Source organism: Pseudarthrobacter sp. NPDC080039, from assembly GCF_040702335.1.
Lineage (GTDB): Bacteria > Actinomycetota > Actinomycetes > Actinomycetales > Micrococcaceae > Arthrobacter > Arthrobacter enclensis_A.
The window spans coordinates 30,385-51,246 of record NZ_JBFBKY010000026.1; the positions used below are offsets into that span (position 1 = coordinate 30,385).

The 20,862-nt window shown below is 64.3% G+C and carries 18 protein-coding genes and 1 pseudogene; 9 read left to right on the top strand and 10 right to left on the bottom strand.

Going from position 1 to position 20,862, the window contains the following annotated elements; genetic code table 11:
• The first annotated feature begins 34 nt into the window (after positions 1–34).
• The 4 genes from AB0313_RS19050 to AB0313_RS19065 all read left to right on the top strand — a co-directional run bounded on the left by AB0313_RS19050 (position 35) and on the right by AB0313_RS19065 (position 2,728).
• Positions 35–748, top strand: a complete 714-nt coding sequence (locus tag AB0313_RS19050; RefSeq protein ID WP_366307566.1) for a class F sortase — start codon at positions 35–37, stop codon at positions 746–748.
• A 56-nt stretch (positions 749–804) separates the two neighbouring features.
• Positions 805–1,269, top strand: coding sequence for a cupredoxin domain-containing protein (locus tag AB0313_RS19055; RefSeq protein ID WP_366307568.1), 465 nt, complete (start codon positions 805–807; stop codon positions 1,267–1,269).
• Positions 1,266–1,748, top strand: coding sequence for a hypothetical protein (locus tag AB0313_RS19060; protein WP_366307570.1), 483 nt, complete (start codon positions 1,266–1,268; stop codon positions 1,746–1,748). The genes AB0313_RS19055 and AB0313_RS19060 overlap by 4 nt, the downstream gene beginning before the upstream one ends.
• 200 nt (positions 1,749–1,948) lie before the next feature.
• A complete protein-coding gene (locus AB0313_RS19065) occupies positions 1,949–2,728 on the top strand; it encodes an isocitrate lyase/phosphoenolpyruvate mutase family protein (protein WP_366307572.1) in 780 nt (259 codons plus the stop codon).
• Between the two features lie 507 nt (positions 2,729–3,235).
• Here the strand turns inward: AB0313_RS19065 and AB0313_RS19070 are convergent.
• From AB0313_RS19070 to AB0313_RS19090, 5 genes are all read right to left on the bottom strand, one after another.
• Positions 3,236–4,831 carry a molybdopterin-dependent oxidoreductase gene (locus AB0313_RS19070; protein ID WP_366307574.1) on the bottom strand — a complete coding sequence of 532 codons (1,596 nt, stop codon included), beginning with the start codon at positions 4,829–4,831 and terminating at the stop codon, positions 3,236–3,238.
• A gap of 370 nt (positions 4,832–5,201) precedes the next feature.
• Entirely contained in the window at positions 5,202–5,894 is a 693-nt protein-coding gene (locus AB0313_RS19075; protein WP_366307576.1) for a fasciclin domain-containing protein, read from the bottom strand.
• 92 nt (positions 5,895–5,986) lie between these two features.
• Complete coding sequence (locus AB0313_RS19080) at positions 5,987–6,505, bottom strand: hypothetical protein (RefSeq protein ID WP_366307578.1); 519 nt, start codon at positions 6,503–6,505, stop codon at positions 5,987–5,989.
• A 172-nt stretch (positions 6,506–6,677) separates the two neighbouring features.
• Positions 6,678–7,310: a hypothetical protein gene (locus tag AB0313_RS19085; protein WP_366307580.1), complete on the bottom strand. Its 633-nt coding sequence runs from the start codon at positions 7,308–7,310 to the stop codon at positions 6,678–6,680.
• A 2-nt stretch (positions 7,311–7,312) separates the two neighbouring features.
• Positions 7,313–7,729, bottom strand: coding sequence for a DUF4383 domain-containing protein (locus AB0313_RS19090; RefSeq protein ID WP_366307582.1), 417 nt, complete (start codon positions 7,727–7,729; stop codon positions 7,313–7,315).
• A 244-nt stretch (positions 7,730–7,973) separates the two neighbouring features.
• On the opposite strand from AB0313_RS19090, the gene AB0313_RS19095 reads away from it, so the two are divergent.
• The gene (locus AB0313_RS19095; protein WP_366307584.1) at positions 7,974–8,429 is read left to right on the top strand and encodes a prevent-host-death protein; all 456 of its coding nucleotides are present in this window, start codon (positions 7,974–7,976) and stop codon (positions 8,427–8,429) included.
• Between the two features lie 3 nt (positions 8,430–8,432).
• Positions 8,433–8,777: a hypothetical protein gene (locus AB0313_RS19100; protein WP_366307586.1), complete on the top strand. Its 345-nt coding sequence runs from the start codon at positions 8,433–8,435 to the stop codon at positions 8,775–8,777.
• Between the two features lie 805 nt (positions 8,778–9,582).
• Here the strand turns inward: AB0313_RS19100 and AB0313_RS19105 are convergent.
• Complete coding sequence (locus tag AB0313_RS19105; protein WP_366307588.1) at positions 9,583–10,329, bottom strand: biosynthetic peptidoglycan transglycosylase; 747 nt, start codon at positions 10,327–10,329, stop codon at positions 9,583–9,585.
• Between the two features lie 2,186 nt (positions 10,330–12,515).
• On the opposite strand from AB0313_RS19105, the pseudogene AB0313_RS19110 reads away from it, so the two are divergent.
• A pseudogene (locus AB0313_RS19110) lies at positions 12,516–13,522 on the top strand (DUF2156 domain-containing protein).
• 70 nt (positions 13,523–13,592) lie between these two features.
• Here the strand turns inward: AB0313_RS19110 and AB0313_RS19115 are convergent.
• From AB0313_RS19115 to AB0313_RS19130, 4 genes are all read right to left on the bottom strand, one after another.
• The gene (locus AB0313_RS19115; protein WP_366307590.1) at positions 13,593–14,948 is read right to left on the bottom strand and encodes an alpha/beta fold hydrolase; all 1,356 of its coding nucleotides are present in this window, start codon (positions 14,946–14,948) and stop codon (positions 13,593–13,595) included.
• A 52-nt stretch (positions 14,949–15,000) separates the two neighbouring features.
• On the bottom strand, positions 15,001–15,768 hold the full coding sequence (locus AB0313_RS19120) for an SGNH/GDSL hydrolase family protein (RefSeq protein ID WP_366307592.1): 768 nt from the start codon (positions 15,766–15,768) through the stop codon (positions 15,001–15,003).
• 124 nt (positions 15,769–15,892) lie between these two features.
• The gene (locus tag AB0313_RS19125; RefSeq protein ID WP_366307594.1) at positions 15,893–16,552 is read right to left on the bottom strand and encodes a phosphatase PAP2 family protein; all 660 of its coding nucleotides are present in this window, start codon (positions 16,550–16,552) and stop codon (positions 15,893–15,895) included.
• A 746-nt stretch (positions 16,553–17,298) separates the two neighbouring features.
• The gene (locus AB0313_RS19130; RefSeq protein WP_366307596.1) at positions 17,299–18,213 is read right to left on the bottom strand and encodes a multidrug DMT transporter permease; all 915 of its coding nucleotides are present in this window, start codon (positions 18,211–18,213) and stop codon (positions 17,299–17,301) included.
• Between the two features lie 617 nt (positions 18,214–18,830).
• Here AB0313_RS19130 and AB0313_RS19135 point away from each other — a divergent pair.
• The gene (locus AB0313_RS19135) at positions 18,831–19,121 is read left to right on the top strand and encodes a hypothetical protein (RefSeq protein WP_366307598.1); all 291 of its coding nucleotides are present in this window, start codon (positions 18,831–18,833) and stop codon (positions 19,119–19,121) included.
• A 148-nt stretch (positions 19,122–19,269) separates the two neighbouring features.
• Positions 19,270–20,541 carry a hypothetical protein gene (locus tag AB0313_RS19140; protein ID WP_366307600.1) on the top strand — a complete coding sequence of 424 codons (1,272 nt, stop codon included), beginning with the start codon at positions 19,270–19,272 and terminating at the stop codon, positions 20,539–20,541.
• Positions 20,542–20,862 lie beyond the last annotated feature (321 nt).

Genomic DNA, 20,862 nt, shown 5'->3' on the forward strand with positions numbered 1-20,862 from the left:
TGATCAAAGGCACCAGGAAACAAACAGGGACCTGATGGGAACTGACACCAGCAGCCGCCGCGGACGCACCATCGCGTCCGCCCTGCTCCTGGCCGCCGGAATCACCACCACCGCCCTTGGCCTCCACGCCGAACCACCCACACCCGGCCCAGCCAGCAGCACCTCCGTACCGGCCCCCGCCGCCGCACCGTCCACCGACCCAGTCACCACAGCGGCCCCACCCCTCCCGCATGCCGCCGCTGTCCCTTCCGCAGCTGTCCCTGCCGCACCGGACGCGGCCTTGCCCGCCTCCGTGCCGGTCCGGATCGAGGTGCCCTCCATCGGCGTGGATGCGGCCCTGACCGCCGTGGGCAAGCAAGCCAACGGCGAAGTCCAAACCCCCTCCGGGGACCCCGGCGCACCCGGAGGCTGGTACCAGGACTCACCCACCCCCGGCCAGACAGGATCCGCGATCATCCTCGGCCACGTCAACACCACCACCAGTGACGTCGGCCTGTTCTACCGGCTCCACGAACTCACCCCAGGCCAAACCATCACCGTTATCCGCGCGGACCATATCGCAGCGGTCTTCACCGTCGACAAAGTCGACGTCTACCACAAAGCCACCTTCCCTACAGTGGAGGTTTACCAGAACGCGGACCGCCCAGAGGTCCGCCTGATCACCTGCGGCGGGTACAACCCCGCCACCCGGGAATACCTGGACAACACCGTCGCCTACGCCCACCTGACCTCCAGCCACCCCGCCTAAACCCGGAACCGCTGCCCCTGCCAAGAGCGCCCGTCAGCTCCCTGAAAGGGAACCCCATGAAGACGATAAAGACCCCGCAACGTCTCGCCCTTGCCCTGATCGGAGCGGCAACCGTCATTGGCGCCAGCGCCTGCGCGACCACCGGGGGAGGTTCCAGCTCATCACCGGCGTCCCCGACCGCCATGGCTTCCTCGTCCGGATCCATGGACGCCGGAATGGGAGCTTCCCCGATGGCATCGTCAATGGGAGCCTCCAGTGGATCCACGGGCACGAGCGCCGACCTGACAATCCACATCAAATCCTTCGCCTACACCGGCGCAGACCGTGTCCCGGCCGGGTCAACGGTGACGGTGATGAACATGGACAACGAAGCGCATACCGTCACCGCTGACGACGGCTCCTTCGACGTCATCGTCAAAGCCGGGACCAGCACCACCTTCACCGCCCCCGCCAAAGCAGGCACCTACGCCTACCACTGCACCTACCACTCCAACATGCACGGAACGCTGAGCGTCAAATGAGCCCGGACCCACGCCCCGGACCCGCCGCCAGGAACACAGAGAACACCAAACCCCTGAACCGGTCCGGCCGGGCCAGTGCTGCAGAGCTGGCCCTGCGGCTCCTCACCGCAACGGCCCTGGGCGTGGACGCCGTCGTGCACGCGCGCCTTGCCCCGGGCTACCAGGCAGCCGCACCCGAAGGGCTCGGTGAGGGCAACCTTTTCCTCGCCGAGGCCGCCGCTGCGGCGGCAGTCGGGCTGTACGTCCTGATCCGCGGCAGCCGGACCGCCTGGGCCCTGGCCATCCTCACCGCCGGTGGAGGCCTCGCCGTCCTGCTCCTCTACCGCTACATCGACGTTCCCGCGTTCGGGCCCTTCCCCGCCATGTACGAACCCATCTGGTTCTTCGACAAAACCCTCACCGCCCTCGCCCAGGGCCTCGCGAGCGTCCTCGCGGCCACTGCACTCGTTCTCCATCGGCGCGCTAACGCAGCGCCTTAACCAACAGGGCTCAAACCACAGCCGCAGAAAAGACCTCCTGCCTGTCCCCCGACCGGAACACCGCCGACCCCGGCACCCCTGTTCAGCCGGGAATGTGGACGACACAAATCTGCCGCACGGCATACTCCTCCCCCGCTCGGGGGAGGTTAACGACATCCACCAGATTCCCTACCAAATGACTGATAGTTCGGAGAAGAAGAATGACCGATACGAACACTTCAGAGCGCGCCCAGCAGTTGAAAGCACTTCACGAGGCCCCTGAGATCCTGCGGGTGGTCAACGTATGGGATGCGATCAGCGCAGCAACGGTCGCGGCCCTGCCGGAGACAAAAGCGATTGCCACCGCCGGCCACTCCATCGCCGCTACCTACGGCTACGCCGACGGCACAATGCCCCTGGAGACCGCGCTGGCCGGGATCAAAACAATCGTGGACGCCGTCGATCTTCCCGTTACGGCCGACCTCGATGATGGTTATGACAACCCTGGCGAAACGATCCGCAAAGCCATAGGGCTCGGCGTCGTGGGTGCCAACGTTGAAGACCGGCTTCGGCCCTTCGATGAAGCAGTGGCCCGGGTGCACGCCATCATGGCTGCCGCGAACGATGAAGGCATCGACTTTCAGCTCAACGCCCGGACGGACGCGATCGTGCGGGCCGGCGACCGTCCCGTCAAGGACAGCATCAATGACGCCATCACCCGGGGGCGCGCGTTCCTGGACGCCGGCGCCGCGCTGGTCTTCGTCCCGGGAGCACTCACCCGCGACGTCATCGAGCCGCTCGTGGAAGGACTCGGGCGCGGAAAGCTGTCAGTGATCGGCGCACCCGGCGCCCTGCCCGCAGCAGACCTGCAGGAACTCGGCGTCGCCCGGGTCTCCTACGGCCCCTTCACCCAGCGAGTCGCCCTGCGCGCACTCCGCGACGTCGCCACCGACCTCTACGGCACCGGTGTGATTCCCGCCGACACCCCACCCCTGAACTAGCAACAGGACATCCGCCGCCAGCATCCTGGCTTCTTCCGACCATAAAGCCGCTGTCAATTGCAGAACTCCTCGGCATAGCACCTGCGATCCGCCGGACGCCGGTGGGTGGCCATGGGGGACGAGGGGTGTGCCCGGCGCTTCTGCAACGTGACGCCGGGTTGCTGTCTGAGGGTCGGGGTTTTCGACGTTCCCCCTGCTTCGCTGCCTTCAGCCTGCCCCAGCGCCGGCTCGGCTCTATGCACAAATGCAGCTCTACTCACAGATCACGGGGAGTGGGCTTCCGGGACGCTGGGAGCGAGTTCGTCGTCGAGGTCGTGCCGCGGACGCAAACCAGCCCCTAGGCTCGCACCCATTTCTTCGGTGTCAGCGGCAACTTTGAGCTGATTGCAGACGGTAAAACTGACTGACCGTTCCCGGCGGTGGTTTGACCACTGGCGGCAGGCATCTTTGAACAGCAGTAGGCCGTTTTTAGTGTCGGCGCGATCGAAGGCCTGGTCCCCCGCCGCGTTACTGAATGGTGACCATCACGGACTGCCAGCCTGACGCACCGTCAGGGACGGGATCTGCGCGCTGGTCCGTCTGCACTTGCCCTGTACCGTCGGTGGCGCGGACCTTGATGTAGTGCGGGCCCGGCGTGGCATCCCATTCGAAGGACCATTGCCGCCACGTGATACTGGAGGCTTCCGTGGAGAGGACCGTCTCGGTCCATTCGCCGTTGTCGATCTGGATTTCAACCTTGGTGATTCCCCGGGTCTGGGCCCAGGCAGTACCGCCAACGGCGACTTTTCCTGCCGGAACCTTGGCGAAGGACTTGGGAACCTCCACGCGCGCCATTGTCTTGATGGGGCCGCGTTCGGACCAGCCACGCTCGGTCCAGTATGCCTTGTTGTCCGCGAACCGGGTGACCTCCAGGTCCACCACCCATTTCGTGGCGGAGACGAACCCGTAGAGCCCCGGGACCACCATCCGTACCGGGTAGCCGTGCTCGAGGGGTAGCGGTTCGCCGTTCATGCCGATGGCCAGCATGGCGTCGCGCCCGTCCTGCAGGACCTCCAGGGGAGTGGAGGCGCTGAAGCCGTCGATGGACTTGGAGAGCACCATGTCCGCCCCCTCCTTGGGTTTCGCCCGGGCCAGGACGTCGCGGATGGGCAGGCCCAGCCACTTGGCATTCCCGGCGAGGTTGCCGCCCACGGGGTTGGAGACGCAGGTGAGCGTGACGTGCGATTCGATCAGGCTGGCGTCCAGCAGGTCCTGGAACGTGAGGGTGACCTCCTGCTCCACCAGACCGTGCACCCGCAGTTCCCAGTCGTTGACGTTGATTTCCGGGACGCTCAGGGCGGTGTCGATCCGGTAGAAGTCGGCGTTGTCCGTCAACCAGGGCGTGACCCCGGGGACGGGGGACTGCACGCCGGCGGGAACCGCGGCTGCGGCTTTGGCCGGGGCAGGCAGCGTGAGCGCGTCCCGGGCCTTTGCCACGTTGTTGCGCGCCGCTCCCAGCAACCGTCCGCCCGTGGCGGCGATGCCGGCTGCCACCGCGGTGATCCCCGCCGCAGCGAAGAAACGACGACGGCTGGCGCCTTCGTGCCCCAGCCGGGCATCGGCGTCGGCTGCCCGGTCCGCGGGAGTTTCCGGCCAGGGCTTGCTTTCCTTCAGCCGCCAGAGGGGTGCCATCAGCAGGCGGAGGACCACCAGGCCCGCGACCGTCCCCAGCACGGACGGTATGGCGTCCACTCCGCTCACGCCGGCACGCGTCACGACACAGGCAACGATCACCGCGCCCATGAACAGGACGCCCAGGACGCCCAGCGCCCATTTCCGGTAGGCCACGATGCCCAGGATGCAGGCGAGCAGCGCGACGGTCAGTCCCATGCCCACGAACAGGGCAGTCTTGTCGTTGGTGCCGAAAGTGGCGATCGCGAAGTCCTTCAGCCGCGGCGGCGTGAAGTCGATGAAGGTGGACCCCAGGGCGAACAACGGGGTTGCCCTGGCGGTGAAGAAGGCGCCGAGCAGCTCCGCAACGGCAAGTACGACGGCGGCTGCCACCACACCTGCCAGGGCGGCCAGGGCGGAGGGGCCGGTCAAGCGGTTCCGAAGCTTTGTCATGGTGGTGGTTCGGAGCGGCGGGTAGTCCGGATTGACCGCGTGGGCAGCGAAGGACCCGGCAATCGATCTTGATTAACGAGCCCACGAGCGGGAAATCTAACGCGCGTCTATTCGGTTTCGCCTGCATTTGCTGCAAGTTACAACATGGGTGACCGCTGGATGAGGTAGCGCGCGGGTCTGGCTTACGGGCGGTTTGGCTTCTGAAGGCTCTGGACCCTTACAACCGCCCGTCATAGTGGCGAAGGTTTCATTGCAAGGCCGTGAGGGCCTGAGCCCGGTGGGGTACCGTGCTCAGGCCCTCACGGCCTTACTCGTTTGCCTAGGCCCAGCAGATGTCTTTTAGGTCACAGGCGGTCTCTACAGGCCTGTATTACTTGGGCATGAGTACGGAGTCAATCAGGTAAACGGTGGCGTTCTTGGTCTTGACGCCTCCGCAGATGACGTTGGCGTTGTCGACCTTGAGGTTGTCGCCGCTGCCGGTGACGGTCACGGAGCCGCCCTGGACCGTCGCGTGCGTGCCGGCGATCTTATCCGGGGTGATCTGGCCCGGGACTACGTGGTAGGTCAGGATCTTGCTCAGCAGGGCATCGTCTTTCTTCAGGGTGTCAATGGTGGCCGGGTCGATCTTCTTGAAGGCGTCGTCCACCGGGGCGAAGACGGTGAATTCGCCGCCGTTGAGGGTGTCCACCAGGTTGACCTTGGGGTTCAGCTTGCCGGAGACGGCGGCGGTGAGCGTGGTCAGGATCGGGTTGTTGGAGGCTGCCACAGCCACCGGATCCAGCGCCATGCCTTCCACCGAGCCCGCACCGGTGGGAACCTGCTTGGCGTAGGCCGCGCAGCCGGGGCCCACCAGGTTGGCGGCCGGGGCCATGGTTCCTGTGGAGGCGGTGGCCGAGGCTTTGGCGGACGGGGACGCCATGCTTGAGCTGGGGGAGGATGACATCGGCGCAGACGACGCCGAGGATCCCGAGGTGCTGCCGGAGCCGCCGCAGGCGGTCAGGCTGAGCAGGGCGGCGGCAGCAACGCCTGCGATCGTAAAGGTGGTGCGCTTGATTGTCTGCATTTTAGTTCTCCTGGAGGTGGCATGGTGCTGAGGGGGACGATGATGAGCCTTGTTTGCGTATGGTCCATCGGCACCTGCCCTTGGCTGGTGCCTCAATGACTATTCGGCCGGGGCCAGGATGCGGATGGGTTAGAGCCAGGGAATTTTCGTGGACCTGTGGATTCCCAGGCCGGGCAGTCATCGTGCCGGTGGATCACCGGGGTGAGCGATCTCTCGCCGTCGTCGTGTTGATCTTGCGTGTAATGGTGCGGATTCCGGTCTTGGGCTTGTTGGGCAGCGTCAGCAGGGCTGAGGCAGCGGAAAGGTTTGCGTTTGGTCTTGGGCGGTGGGGCCGGTAGCTGAGCCAGGATCCTGGGCAATAAGTCGGTGGTGGGTTCGGCGTTCAGCGACCCGTACGTGAGCGCCAGCGCTTCATGTGTTTGTGCCACGCGGAGAAAAAATTGCTGTCGTGCCGGCTCGGGGCCGGATCGAAGAAAGTGTTCCAATGCCTGCTCAGCCTGTCTGCCCAGGCAATCCGCGGCATACAGCTCGGCGAGGTCCAGAACCCCGCCGCTGACCAGGTCATAGGTGATGTCTTCGGTAAGTGCTTCCGGGCTGTCATCAGGGATCATGGTTTGCTTCCCGGACGCAGCGTGCGGTCCATGCTGTCAGCACAAATGCCCGGTTCGGTTTCGGGGAGTTTCCGGCTCCTGGAAACCCGGTGGACCGGGTTGGCACGTGCTGCTCCTCTTGCTGACGGCGCAGTTTCACGCAGGGCCCTGGGACCGAAGGCGGCGGCCGCCACTAGTGGTGGTGCCCTGTCGGTGGGCTGAGGTGAGGGCTCGTGTGTTCCCCGTGCGGCACAGCGTGGTTACCGGCGGCGGTTGCTGCCAACCCGGGGGTAGTGATCGCCGCGACAATAAGAGCAGCAGCGAAGATCGCCGCCAGCAGCGCTCCGGCGGACGGTTGAACCGGTGCCTGGCTGGGCCGGGAGGTGGGCTGGCGGGCCAGCCAGCCCACGGAAGCGAGGATCAAGAGTTCCAGGGCTGCGGCGGATAGAGCAGACCCGTCAAGGGAACGGGGGGATTGGTTGGGCCCCCAGAGGCCATTGACGATCGCGGCCAGGTGCAGGAAGACCGCGACCGGCACCACACGCAGAACCGCCCTGATCCGAATGGGGGAGCCACGGCGGAGACTTTGCACAGCCCAAACCGACAAACCAATGCCCCAAAGGAGCGTTACTGTGCCGCCGGCAATTGTCCAAGGGGTTCCGGCCGCGCTGAGCAGGGAGGAGCTGATGCCGAAACTGATGGTCCCGGCACCAAGGCCGGCAAATGCCGCGAGGATACTCACAGCCTCAGCTAGGACCGGGGCGCGCACCGGGACCACCAGCTTATTGACGGGTAACAGCTTCCCCGCCGGGGCAGCGGAGCTCATGCTCAGCGCACTCCCGCAGCGGTCCGTGGGGCGAGGGCCTTGTCCTGGGACAAGCCGACACCGAGCAGCAGGACCGCGCTGGCCAGGTGCAGTACGTTGTCCGCGCCGTTAAGGGCGATGATATTCAAGGACGTGTTAAGCAGGAACAGTCCCACAATCCCGACCAACAGGTACACGGCGCCTACCGCCGTGTTCACCGAACGTGCCGCCGGAACGGACTTCAGCCCCGCGAGCAGCAACGCAGCGCCGATGGCAAGGTGAATGACGTTGTGCAAAGGGTTCACGGCAAAAATAATCAGGAGGGGTCCTTCGGTCGCGAAAAATCCAACGCCGGAGGTGACCGCGAAACCGAGAAGACCGACGAGCAGGTAAACGGTACCGAAAATGGTGGCAATTAATCGGTTAGGGGAAGTGCGCATGACGCATGAACCTTTCAGAGCGGGGCCCTTGGCAGGATCAAAAACCAGGGCCGCTAGTGTCAGGCCCCGGACGGGGACCTCAACAACAATTCGACGCCGCACCCCCATCGGATTGGCGCCCTGCCTCCGAGGCCGGGGCGGCCATGGTCCGCAACTACGTGCGGGCACGTCGATGCAAATGACCGGGGATTACGCGGGCTATCCTTGATGGACTTCAGAACATGATCTGAAGTAGAGTTGAGTCATGAGCGCCGTAGCCACTTCCCGAACGACATTTCAGTCTTCCGAGCTAAGCCGCGCTTCGGCTGAGGCCTTTGCTGCTGCATCCGATCACCCGATTCAGATCACTCGCCGCGACGGTGAGTCTTTGGTGCTGATGTCTGAGAGCGCTGACCGGGCGCGGGCTTCTCTGCTTGAACTGGCCGCGCAGCTGATAGCCGTTACCACCAGTACCGAGGGAAGTCTTGCGACCCGGATGAGTGATCGGTTTCCTTGGATGCTTGCCTTGAGCGAGGCAGACCGCGATGCCTGCTCCGCAGACATCGTGGCTGCGGCGCGGGCCTCTTTTGCCACCAACCAGCCCCATCTGGCCGTCGCGGAACTCAGTGCCTGGCGTGAGACGGCAATTGCCATCGCCGCCGGGCTCGGCAAGGAAGCCACCGAATGGCTTGATGACGCCGAAACTGTCGAGCGTCCCTGAGGAATGGCGAAGAACGAAAAGGTCGAGAGACCGACTAAGAAGAGCGACTATGAGCTTCGGTTCGCCTCTGTGCAGGCTAAACGCGGCTGGACGGATCTGAAAGCCACGACCAGGAACGCCTTGGTGGATTCGTGGGACTTCCTGACGCGGACGCCGCAACTGACGACACCGACCAACTACCGACTGCGTGGTGAGCTGGGCCGCCTAACACGAGACGGTGTTACTCACGACAGGTGGCAGCACAAGCCCACCCTGAAAGGTGATGCACGCATCTGGTTCTACGTCGTGGGCCAGACTGTTTACTTGGAACAGGTCCATACGAGCCATCCAAATGAAACCAAGTCATAGCTGTCCGACTCAACGAGGCTACCTATGTACTCCCTTGTGGCGGTATCGGCGGTAGCCGGGTCGTCGGCTAGCACAACGACGTGAACCAGAAGCCGGTGTTGCTACTGAGAGTGGAGCAGCGCGGGCTGTTTTCGGGCGGCCGGAGGGCTCTCCTCATCCGGTACGTGCTATCAGATGCGGCGTTCAACGTTTGCGTCAGAATAGCGGCGACAGCCCGGTTAATTGACACTGGCTCATGATGTTCTCAGACGCCACTCTGACAGTGGGGGGCCAGAAGACCGAGGCGCGTAAGGGTGAGAATCGCCCGAATAGACCGATAAACGAGGGCCTGATGGAATGCGTTTCGTGCAGGGGCCGGTGATGTCACCTCCTGCCGGCGGGTAGGTATCTGGGAACAAAAGCGGACTGCACCGGGAGGCGAGTTCTCCCTTGTCAGCTGCCCTCACGTCAGGTTGGGGTGTAGTTCAAACCACCCTCTCGTTCGAGAACGCCGTGTCGGGGGCGGAATCTTCAGCCCGTTCTGTCGTGCTTGCTCCAAGTCGAACCACACTAAATCGACGTTTCCACCGCAATGGGGCGGCGAACTGCTTGGCGGTCCCGGACAGACAGAGCGTGTTTGAAGTGTGTTCCCCAGCATTCTTGAGGACGGTCTCGGGGATCCCGACCCTGACGAGGCAGCCACGTCTGGCGGGTCCGCAGAAAGCAGCGGTGGGGATGTTCTCGGGAGCTTTGAACGGAGATCTGTTTCGCTGCTGCGGACGGACTCTGTTTGCCGGGGCACCGTTATGTTCGTAGGTGGGTGGTGTTAGCCGGCTTCGTTGTTGATGCGGTCTCGGACGCTTTGGGGCATCGTTGAGCATGCGTCGGCGCCGGACCTTTCATCTCCGTGGCTGTCGGCGGTGTCGGTGATCCCGACTGTGGCGACGGTGGCCTCCCATCCGCCCATCCCGGCGAGCTGCCGGGGAACCCACACGTTCGCGGCTCCATTCACGAGATTCCAGACGGCGGGGTGAACTCCGTTGCCGAGGTAGATCCCTCCGTTGGGATCGCGCCTGACGAGGTCTGGCAGCGGCAGGACGCCCATCAGCTGGGCCGACTGGTAGTCGGTCATGTTCCACGGCGGTGTTCCGAAGTAGTACCAGCTCGCGGCGCAGATTCCGTAGAGATGAGGCCCGAACTGGGCATAGTTCAGGTATAGCTCGAGGGTCCGCGGGGCGCTCAAGGTGTAGCTGAACTGTGTGGCCAGAACGGCCTCAATCCCTTTACGGACGGCGCTCTGGTCGTCCCAGAGGAAAATGTTCTTGACGAGTTGCTGCGGGATGGTGGAACCGCTGGGGTCGGGCTGTCCTTGGAAATACGCCTGTGCTCTGGCTTGGAAGTCCGTCAGGTCGAAGGCGCCCTTACGGATGCCGAGTTGTTCGTCCTCGTGGGCGATCGTTGCGGCGAGCAGGTGCCGGCTGATGTGGTTGATCGAGACGAATTGGTAGACGGTAGGTTCCCCGGCTTCGAGCATGTATGCGGTTCGGGTCGGGGTGATACCTATCGCGAACATGAAGGCGAGGATTTGAATCAGGACCAGGGGGCCGACCAGGGCTAGAAGCAGATTCCTGTGCCACGTGCGTTGTCGCCGCTTGCCTGAGGGTGGCTCCGGTTCGGGGGGTTGGGCATTGGTCTGCGCGGAGGCGGACAAGGGCTGAAGGTTTTGCTCCGGGGGTATGGGTGCCGAAGTGCTCGGGACCGGATAGCTGGTGACTTTCGGACGCGCTGGTGGGGGGCCGAGGGGCGGAGTGCTGTCTCGCGCGGTCGTCCGGGGCCAGGTTGGGAGTGGATTGTTCATCGGTCCGCCTTCGCTTATCGCCCGGCATGTTTCACCTCCGGGGTGGGGCTGGCACAGTCTAGCGGGACTCGCTGGCAACATCGCCGCGGGTGAAGGGACTTGCAAGGGGAGGCTGGGCCGTAACCCGGATGCATGGCGTCAGCTCAGCAAGAACCTGTGATCCTCCGTGGCTGTCAGGCTGGGCTGCGGCGGCGTGGCCTGCCAGCATTCACTGGCCCGATGCCAGACTCCCCGCACTCGCGCTGAGGGGCCGGGGGCCGCGCCGGGGGTGCAGGTGGTATTTTGAGGACCGGCATGCGCCCTGAGTTGTGAAGTTCGTGAAGGGAAGTCTTTTGTCACGTTTGCTTCCGGGGTCCGGCTCGGTGGATGGCGGCCGTCGGCGTCTGGGGGGACGGGTCCTTTCGACGCTCCGGGGTGCTCCGGTGACCGTGGGATTTGTTGTCCTCTTTTGGCTGCTGGGGCTGACATTTTGGTCCGCTGGCTCCAGGGTTGCAGCTGGGTGGGATTCGAGCGTGGCGGTGACCGTGCACACCGTTCAGGGTCGGTGGTGGACGGTGATGTCGTCGGCCTTCTGGGCTCCGGATCTGTTCGGTTATGTGCTGGGTACGGTGTTGGTTCTGGGTGTTGGGTTGCCTGTGGAACGGCGCGTGGGCAGCGCAAGAGTGGTGGCTGTGGCATTGTTGGCGCAGGTCGCTGGTGTCCTGGCCACGATGGCGTTCTGGCAGTTGATTCGCCCGCTTGCAGGTGAATGGCTGATGGCTCGGATGTATCTTTTAGGACCGGGCCTGATGGTCTGGGGTGTGGCTGCTGCCGGTACGGCAGCGATGGGGACGTTGTGGAGGCGACGCCTTCGTCTGGGCATTTTCGCTTTGTTGGTCCTCCTCGCCCTGTACAGCGGTGGCTTCGCCGATCTGGCCCGGCTGGTAGCCGGGGTGACAGGGGCACTGCTGGGACCCTGGTGTTTGGGTCGGCGGGCCCGGAGGCAAATCTTCGTGAGCAGCCGCCACGAGGGCAGAGTCCTGATCGCCGTGCTGGTAGCGGTGTCCGCCGTCGGGCCGGTCATCGCCGGCCTGGTCCCGCACGCAATGGGCCCGCTGTCCGTGCTTCGCCTTCTGTTCACCGGCATCGAACCCGTTGATGCCCAGACAGTGCAGGATCTGTGCACCGCTGAGGGCCAGCGCAGGGAATGCGAGGCTGCCCGATTGCAGCTCAGGGCCGGTGCGGGCGGCCTGTTCATGGCCATTGTCCCGTCCGTGTTGTTGTTGCTCCTCGCCGAGGGGCTACGACGTGGACGGCGGTTTGCTTGGGGAGCTGTCCTGGTTCTCCAGTCCTGCCTGTCGGCGCTTTCACTTCTCGTTCTGATCCAGGTACTTCAATCAACAGGCCAGGACTCCGTAGCCGGCGAGGTGGCCGCTGCGAACCCTCCAGGCGGTATTCCTGCCCATCCACTGTCTTTGGTGGTCCCGTTGCTGATGCCGCTTCTGCTCCTGTCGGTTGTGTTTGCGTGCAGGCGGTTGTTTCCGGTGGCTGCTCCCCCCGGCACCTATCCCCGGCTCACCACCCAACTGCTGGGGCTCGCCTTCGCTTTGGCCGTGGTTTATGTCGGCGCCGGTCTGGCCCTGGCTCAGGACTTCAGCCCGGTTCCGACCCCGGCGGCGCTGCTTGCCGATGTCCCGGACCGGTTCCTCCCGCTGGGTTTCGCGGTCGACGTTCCGCCGGCATTTTTTCCCCAGACATTCCCGGCCATCGTCCTTTATGAAGGGATCGGTATCGTATTTTGGGCGGTGACCGGTGCCCTGGTGCTGCGAACCTTCCTCAGCAGCCGTCCCGCCCGCACTGGGGATGACAAAGCAAAAGCCCGGGCCATCTTGAAGGCAGCGGAGGGCAGCTCCATCTCATGGATGACACTGTGGTCCGGAAACACGTACTGGTTTTCAAGCGCCGGGGACAGCTTCATCGCTTACCGCGTCATCGCTTCGGTGGCGCTGACCTTAGGGGGCCCGGTCGGCCCGAAGACCCGGACCACCGGGCTGATCACGGAATTTTCGGCGTATTGCAGGGCCAACGGGTGGACACCGTGCCTCTACTCGGTTCCAAAGGACGTCAGGGACGAAGCCGTAGCTCTTGGCTGGGAGGCTGCAGAGGTTGGCCAGGACACCGTCCTGCCCCTGGAGAATTTGTCCTTCAAGGGAAAAAGGTTCCAGGATATCCGCACCGCATTGAACAGGGCAGCCAAAGCAGGAATCCATGCGGAATGGATCAATTATCCAGCAGCTGCCCGCGGAATCCAGTCCCAGATCCAGGAAGTCTCGGAAGAGTGGGTCGCTGAGCGCAACATGCCGGAAATGGGCTTCACCCTTGGAGGACTTGATGAACTCAATGACCCGAAGTTCAGTGCCTGATCGCGGTTGACGGCAGCGGCAGGGTACACGCAGTGACGTCCTGGCTGCCGGTTTACCGGCACGGCCACATCACCGGCCGGACCCTTGATGTCATGAGGAGGCGAAGTGACGGGTTCAGACCCGCCATCGAGTTCCTCATCGCGTCGGCGGCGAGCAGTCTGCGCGAGGAAGGACTCCGGTTCATCAGCCTCTCCGCCGCCCCGTTGGCCAGGACACCGCCCAGCGGAGCCCCGGACCAAGACACCACCAGTGCAGAGCCCAATGGCTTGGAGCGAATCCTGAACGCTCTGGGCTCGGCCCTTGAACCTGTTTACGGTTTCCGGTCCCTCCTGACTTTTAAAGGCAAATTCCACCCCCGCTACCAGACCCTCTTCATGGCCTACCCTGACTCAGCCGCCCTCCCCGGCATCGCCCAAGCGCTCACACGCGCCTACATCCCTGCCCTCACATTCAAGGACACACTCCAACTCCTGAGCCGCATCCTCGGGCGTCACAAACATCCATGACTCCCTCGACCACAGCATTGGCTTGGAGAAGGGCGTGCACCGGTCGGGGAACGTTCGATGCCGCTGCCATTTACGGCACCGTGCCGTATCTTCGCATGAGCCAGTCAAGGTTGTTTTGCAGGCCGGCGCTCCAGGCCTGCCATGTGTGTCCGCCTGGGACCTGTTGCAGCTGGATGTCCATCCCCGTGGCTTTGGCCGCGTTGTAGACGGTGATTCCCTGTGGACGGTAAAAGGAGTCATCGGCACCGACGGTGACGACGCCTGCCGAGCCGGGGAACCGGCCTTTTTTCAAGACGTCGACGGCGTTCTGGCGGGCGAAGGCGGCACCATCGCCGTCAAAGTATTTCTGCACCAAAGCGCTCCTGCCGCCGTTGATGGTGGGTTGGTCCTCACCGGAGATATCGAGAAAGGTGGGGTATGTATCGGGATAATTGACCCCCAGCTGAAGGGCGCACGTGCCGCCGTAGGAGAAACCCGCGATGGCCCAGGAACGGGCGCCCCCGCGTCCGGCGGCCAGCGAGGACTTAACCCAGGCGGGCACGTCCACGGCGAGGTAGGTGGCGGATTTCCCTAGTTTGCTGTCGAGGCACAGGGGAGGGTCGCCGGCATGGTTACCGCTGGCGTCCGGCATGACCACCACGGGTGCCAGACCCTTGTGGGCCGCAGCGTACTGGTCCATCACAAGGTTGATCTGCCCTGACGCGACCCAGTCCCTGCTGCCGCCCGGCAGCCCGTGAACCAGGACCAGAACCGGGAGATTCGGGGCGTTCTGGAGTTGGTAGGCCGGCGGCAGGTACAGGTACGCTTCGGATGCCGGCAGTTTGCTCAGCACCCCCGGAATCTGTGCCGAGACTACCCGGCCGGCCATCGGCATATCCGCAGGTGGGGTCCATGTTGACTCCCGCACCGGGGGTGACGGGGTTGGATCGGCGGAAGCCCCGGTTGCCGGCCCGGCCGGTTGTGGAGCCTCCAAAGCGCTAATGGGCGCCTTGGGGTGTCCCAGTAATGCCCCGAGGGTTGGATACTCCCCGAAATACTGGTTGGTCAAGGACGCTGCGGCAAGAACACATGCCAGTCCGGCGGCTGCGGCTCCCAGCTGCCCTCGTGCCCGGCCCCGGGCCACAGGCCCTGCGCGGCGTCGGTCGCGGGGGGTGCGCTTGCTTCTGCCGACAGCCAGGACCGCGCCTGTGACCGCCAGCCACGCCCACACGTAGAGCGTCACCGGCAGTGGTGCTCCCCAAATGTTCCACACGCCCTCCGTCGATATCCGGACCGCCGCGACCGCTGCCCCGGTAACGGTGAGCACGGCCGGCCCCGTGTGAAGGACGTGGCGTCGGGAGCCCGAGATCAGCCACATCAGCGCCCCTACACCGCAGAGCAGCAGCACAACCGGCACCGGACCGCTCACCAACGAAATCGAGTACACAGCTGGAGCCTATAGGCTGCGGCTTGGAAATCCCGGAGCCTATGAGCCTTGTTCAGCTGGCGAGGGCGGAGGTAAGTATCCGCCTCATTTTGTCACGGAGGAACTTTTGTCCCTTGGCACTGGGATGCTCACCGTCCGGTCCAAGCAGAACGTCGGCGCGGCCGCCCAGCCAACGATCTGCTATGGGATCAATGAACTTCACCCCGACATTCCCGGCCGCGGATGCTTCGGAGCTGCACACGTCGGACAGTACCTGATCCATTTCCTCGCTACCGGACAGTGGACCGATCGCGACGAGAATGGCTTTGGGAGCCCGGGCGGAGGCGGCGTCGAAGGTCGACGCGACCGCCGCTTTGAGCTCCTCCGGGTCTGCCCCGGTGTCGTTGTCGGACCCAAAAAACATGATCACGTCGGTGGCAGGGGTAACTGCTGCCTCGACTTCCATACGGAACGTGTCGCCGTCGGCACCAGTGGCCAGATACCCGCTTCCGTTTTCAGCGGCATTCGTGATCTTAAGCGATCTTTTGTCAGGCAACGGTGCCGACTGCAGGAGTTTCGGCCACGCCTGTTTTGGTGACGTCCCCAGCCCTGTGCTCAGCGAGTCTCCAATCACAACAACCCTGAGGTGGTCTTGTGACCCCGTTGTCCCCGACATTGGCATGCGCACGGATGTCTTCGATGCCAGGGGCGTGGGTGTCGCGGCTGCTTGCGGGAGCGCGGGCTGTTGGTGGACGCCGGCAGGAGCGCTTGCGTTCAAAACAACCAGCAGCGCAGCTCCGGCGACGGTCATCGTTGGGAGGCTTCGTGTGGACAAATGCATAATGTCCTCCAACCCGGTTCAGCAACGACAAAATCCAATAAAAGCAATTAATGAAAATTCTAATTGTAGCTCGTCATCGGAGCGCAGAGCGGTTGGTCACTCCCCGCCGGGCCGGGGGCGCAGCTTAACGCAGGACCGGGGCTTGCTTGGCGCGGCTGGTCAGGTAGAGGCGGTGGGCGGTGATGACCAGGGCGAGCCAGGCGGCCCCGAGAACCCATGCGGCCAGTACGTCGGTGAGCCAATGGTGGCCGAGGTACACCCGGCTCAGCCCGATCGTGACGGCAAAGACGGCGGCTGCAGCTACGGTCGATGTTCTCGCCCGTCTGGTCCTTTGCCTCAGGATGAGCAGGTAGGCCACGATTCCGGCGATCACCAGGGCATTGAGGGAGTGACCGCTGGGAAAGGAGGCGGAGTAGTCATAGGGTGGTACGGCATCAGAAATGTTTGGCCGGGCCCTGCCGAAGAACTGTTTGCCCGCCACGGTCATGGCCAATGACCCGGCTCCTGCTGTGACGATAAGAATCACGGGAGTCCACGAGCGCCTCTTCAGCGCCAGAACCAGGACGGCAATCACGGCGAGAATGGGCATGCCAATGGTGCCGCCGATGTCCGTGTAGGCCGTCACGATCAAATCCAGTGCAGGGGAGCGCAGGGACTTGCCTGCATCCAGGGCCGGGCGGTCCAGGACCGCGACACCATCGGTTTGGACCACCGACTCATACACCGCCGCGAACACGGCAGTGAGTACCGCCGCTACGGCCAGTCCCAGCAGCAATATCAGCATCAAAGCACCGTGCGGGCCGAGCCGACGGCTCGCTCGATGGAAAAGACCCGCCAGGAACCGGCCGCCCCTTGTGTTCCAATGAGTGAGGTCCTGGCCGCCGACAAACCTGTCATCGTCCAGCTCCCCGGAGAAACCCTCTCCAGCACCTGTGCGTGGTGTATCAGCCAACTCGGAGTCCAATCCCTCTAAAAACGCGCTAGCGGGTAGCAATAATAAGCAACCTTACTATCGGTTGCAGTCCTGGACCAGGTATTGGATCTGCCATTGATGAATGGCCGGGCAGCAGAAGCCGGAACGGCGGCCATGGAGGCCTGCTGAGATCTTGGCTTTCGAAGTCTCCCCGGTAACCCCCAGCGCCGAGCGTGAGCGGTCCGAGTGCCGATGACTATGGCCGCCGAGGCGGCGATTGCGTCAAATCCGTCCCCGAGTCGCCAACCTGCCGGGACAGTACACCAAGTTGGGCCGGGCCTGGCGCCGGTCCAACTAAGGCAGGGGACGGGCAGACCATCGAAGGCTGCTGCCGGCCGTTCCCGCAGCCGAACCGCCTAGGCACCGCTTCCTGCCGGCAGCTGAGGGAGTTCGCGGCAAGTCCTGCGGTCCGAATGGCGTTCGGCGAGTGCCGCGGTTGGCAACGGGGCAGATGTCGTGCGGGTGTCACGGGATCGGAATGTTCGGCCGGGCCCGGGCCGAACGTCAGCGCAGCCTTTTGCGGCGAGGCGATCAAGGCAGCAGCAAGAGTGCCGGGGTTAGTCGCGGGCCGGGGTGGCCGGTCCTGTTTTGACGGTAGCGAGGAGGATGACTCCGGCGACGGCTGTCGCGCCGGCGAGGGCGAAGCCAAGAAATGCCTGCGGCGGGGCGGCGTCGGCTTCTCCGAGGACGGTGATGCCCAAGGTTACAGCGATGAGCGGGTCGATGACGGTCAGACCGGCGACAACAAGTTCCGGGCTTCCCCTGGTGTGGGCATTCTGGACCAGGAAGGTCCCAAAAAGCGCGGCAGCCCCCAGGCCGGCGAGGCAGGTCAGGGACAACCATTCGAAGTTTCCTTGGAAGAGCCGGGCGATGACGGTTTTCGCCAGCCCGGCGACGAACCCAAAGAGGATCCCGGCGCCGGCGGTGAACACGACAGCACTCCAACGGCGGCGCCAAAGACCGAAGCCGGTGCCGAGTGCGGCAAGGATAACAGCGAGCAGTCCCAGGATGGTGACCAAATGCCGGTCGCTGATTTCAACATCCTGCGCAGAGAGGGCCGCGACGGCCACAAACGCACCCACGCCGCCGACACAGAGTGCCACAGATGCCAGTGCCCGCCGACCCGGGGAGCGGCGGGTCATTCTGGCGGTCGCCAGGGTCGTAACCACGAGCGCCACCGCACCGATGGGCTGCACCACAATCAGGGGCGAGAATCTAAGGCTGGTGAGCTGCAGGAGGATCGCTGCTCCGAGCATGCCTGTCCCGGCGAGCCAGACCGGTTTGCGCAGCAGAGCCTGCAGCCGGCCCCCGCCCATACTCCCGGCTGCCCGGCCTGGTGCAGGGCCCTGGTCATCGACGGCCTTGTGCTGAAAGATGGTGCCGAAGGCCAGCAGAACGGCCCCGGCCACCGCGATCGGGATGCCAAGCCAATGGTAGGACGACAGGGCCGACACGGCGGAAGCCTCGATCATACTCCGACCCTACCGGCACTGACTCCTCACCAACACAACCAGGGCCCCGTGGCCCCCGTTCTGCCGGGCTCGAGGTTCATCCGGGCGCCCGGTCCGGACTCAGGCCACACCGGGGAAGTCTTCGAGGAGAGCAACCTCAAGGCCGGCAGCACCCTGGGCCTGCCGGAACGCTGCCAGGTCGGCGGCGAATTCGGGACGGAAATGCATAGGACGATGTCCCTAGGGCGCAGCGTATTGCCGACCTGATAGTCCATGTGGCCTGCGCCGGCTGTCGCTTCCCAGGTGATTATGGCTTTGAGCCCGGTGTCGGCGGCCGCTTTTTCGCATGGTGTTGGAGTAGGCACCGCCCGGTGGACGGAACAAGGCCACGCCGCCGCGTGAACTGCTGCTGGCGTAGGCCTGCATGGCCGTGATTTCTGTTTATCCCCGCCCGCCATCGTAGTGGTTGCCCAGGCCGACGCCAGTGCGGGAGCCCGGGAAACCCGCAGGACGGGGGTGCTTCCCTCCGCGGCGATGCTGAGCCATCAGGTTCTTCTCAGGGTTCTCCGTCACAGTGAACCATGACCGCCCGCACCGGGAGGCCCGCCGTAGCAGCCGTTCACGAAAGGGACATGGACATGAGCGTCAGAGACCTCAAAACCAGGACAAAGATCCTCCTAGCAAGTGCAGGCATTCTCGGTCTGGCCGGTGTCGGCCTCGGGGCCGCGAACGCCGCCACGCCCCCTCCCGCACCCGTGACCACACAATCGGTGGCGGCAGACGAAGCCACACCGGGTGATGTCGCGGACGCCCCGGATGCCGCCGAGGCACCAGATCCCGCGGACGGGCCGGGGACACCCGGTGATTCCGGAACGAACGAACAGACTGGTGACTCCACCGATCCCGTCGACGCCCCCGACGCCCCGTAGCAACACCAATATAGGGCCCGATCAGGTTGGGCCTCGGGAGCCGGTGCGCAGTGCGGGTGCCGGGCTATTTGCAGGTCATGAAGAATTATTCGCCCGGCTGCGTCTGTTGAGCAGTTCCACCACAGCGTCGAATGGAAGCGTGCAGTTCATGAGTACACGAGAGATGACATCCACGCCCTCCACCGGGCAGATGTTGAGCAAGGTCCCTGAGATCACGGTCTGGTTCTGGCTTATCAAGGTCCTCTGCACGACGGTGGGTGAGACGTTCGCTGACTTCATCAACGTCGAACTCGGCGTCGGGCTCGCACCCACGGCACTCATCTTCACCGTTGTCACGGCCGTGGTGCTCACGGTTCAGATGCGCCTTCGACGCTACGTCCCGGGTGCGTACTGGCTTACGGTCGTGGCGATGAGCATCACGGGTACCCTTTACACCGATCTCCTCATCGACCAGGCGGGTGTGCCGCTCTGGGCCAGCACGGGCCTTTTCTCGGTGCTGCTCGCGGTGGTCTTTGCCATCTGGTTCAGTAAAGAACGAACCCTCTCCATCCACAGCATTGTCACCAGGCCGCGTGAAGCTTTTTACTGGCTCGCCGTTCTGGTCACCTTCGCCCTCGGGACGGGCCTGGGTGACTGGACTCTGGAGCTCACCGGGTGGGGCCCTGGCATCTCGATCCTGCTGCCCCTGCTCCTGATCGGGGTCGTCACTGCGCTCTGGCGGTTCGGCGCGAACCCTGTACTCGCCTTCTGGGTCGCTTACATACTAACTCGCCCCCTGGGGGCGAACATCGGCGACTGGCTCGGGCTCACACCCGCCGAGGGCGGGGTGGGTCTTGGCACCCTGCTGACGAGCATCATCTTCCTCACCGCGATCCTCGCCACCGTGGTGTATCTCTCGGTCAGCAAAGCGGACGTCGTCGAACACGCATCCGGGAAGACGCCGCCGGCAGCGCCGCCCGCCCGGCAGCGGACGGCTCTGGGTATCCTCGCCGCAGTCGCGGCCGCCACCATCGCGCTCCTCGCTTACACCAGCAGCCTCCCGCACACGAGCGCTCTCGCCGAAAAAGCCAGCGCACCCAGCTGTGGTCCCGGCTCCGCTGCGCTGACCCCATCCGAGGCCCAACGGGCGGCGCAAACACACTTCCCGTCCTCGAACATCACCGAGTTCCGAACCATCACTTCCGACACCCTCGCCCTCGTCCAAAAGGGTGACCAAGCCGCCGCTGCCGCGCGTGCCACCGACCTCGAGACAGCCTGGGACAAGAACCAATCTGCGCTCAACGCCGCCGACTGCGGGGCATGGACTTACATCGATAAGCAGATCGATCCCGTCCTCTCCGCCGTACGGTCACGCACCCCCAACCAGGAGACAGAACAAAAAGTCCTTACTTCCCTCCTCACCACGCTCGGAGGCGCCTGATCCTGCCAGCGAAGGCCGATTCCCAGCTGGCTTCACTCGATACAGATCTCCCCGGCTCCAAGGAGGGATTGCAGGGGCTGTCGCGGACTACATATTCTGCGGCGTGCCGAAAAGGGTTTCTGCAAGCAGATAACGACGACAGGAACGGGAGCAATTGATGAGCACGGGAATGAACGAACCCGAAGAGGCAGCGAACGACGACAGCCACCCGGAGGCAGCACCGGCCCCCGGGAACACCGCAACGGCTGCGGCGTTCCAGAACAATGGAACAGACCGCGTGGGCGGCCAGCCTGCCGCGAACTTCGATCCGGAGGAGCGGCA

Bases quoted from the DNA above. Each gene is read 5' to 3' on its own strand.
- AB0313_RS19050 (WP_366307566.1), top strand. From the start codon at position 35: ATGGGAACTGACACCAGCAGCCGCCGCGGACGCACCATCGCGTCCGCC.
- AB0313_RS19055 (WP_366307568.1), top strand. From the start codon at position 805: ATGAAGACGATAAAGACCCCGCAACGTCTCGCCCTTGCCCTGATCGGA.
- AB0313_RS19060 (WP_366307570.1), top strand. From the start codon at position 1,266: ATGAGCCCGGACCCACGCCCCGGACCCGCCGCCAGGAACACAGAGAAC.
- AB0313_RS19065 (WP_366307572.1), top strand. From the start codon at position 1,949: ATGACCGATACGAACACTTCAGAGCGCGCCCAGCAGTTGAAAGCACTT.
- AB0313_RS19070 (WP_366307574.1), bottom strand. From the start codon at position 4,831: ATGACAAAGCTTCGGAACCGCTTGACCGGCCCCTCCGCCCTGGCCGCC.
- AB0313_RS19075 (WP_366307576.1), bottom strand. From the start codon at position 5,894: ATGCAGACAATCAAGCGCACCACCTTTACGATCGCAGGCGTTGCTGCC.
- AB0313_RS19080 (WP_366307578.1), bottom strand. From the start codon at position 6,505: ATGATCCCTGATGACAGCCCGGAAGCACTTACCGAAGACATCACCTAT.
- AB0313_RS19085 (WP_366307580.1), bottom strand. From the start codon at position 7,310: ATGAGCTCCGCTGCCCCGGCGGGGAAGCTGTTACCCGTCAATAAGCTG.
- AB0313_RS19090 (WP_366307582.1), bottom strand. From the start codon at position 7,729: ATGCGCACTTCCCCTAACCGATTAATTGCCACCATTTTCGGTACCGTT.
- AB0313_RS19095 (WP_366307584.1), top strand. From the start codon at position 7,974: ATGAGCGCCGTAGCCACTTCCCGAACGACATTTCAGTCTTCCGAGCTA.
- AB0313_RS19100 (WP_366307586.1), top strand. From the start codon at position 8,433: ATGGCGAAGAACGAAAAGGTCGAGAGACCGACTAAGAAGAGCGACTAT.
- AB0313_RS19105 (WP_366307588.1), bottom strand. From the start codon at position 10,329: ATGTTCGCGATAGGTATCACCCCGACCCGAACCGCATACATGCTCGAA.
- AB0313_RS19120 (WP_366307592.1), bottom strand. From the start codon at position 15,768: ATGCATTTGTCCACACGAAGCCTCCCAACGATGACCGTCGCCGGAGCT.
- AB0313_RS19125 (WP_366307594.1), bottom strand. From the start codon at position 16,552: ATGCTGATATTGCTGCTGGGACTGGCCGTAGCGGCGGTACTCACTGCC.
- AB0313_RS19130 (WP_366307596.1), bottom strand. From the start codon at position 18,213: ATGATCGAGGCTTCCGCCGTGTCGGCCCTGTCGTCCTACCATTGGCTT.
- AB0313_RS19135 (WP_366307598.1), top strand. From the start codon at position 18,831: ATGAGCGTCAGAGACCTCAAAACCAGGACAAAGATCCTCCTAGCAAGT.
- AB0313_RS19140 (WP_366307600.1), top strand. From the start codon at position 19,270: ATGAGTACACGAGAGATGACATCCACGCCCTCCACCGGGCAGATGTTG.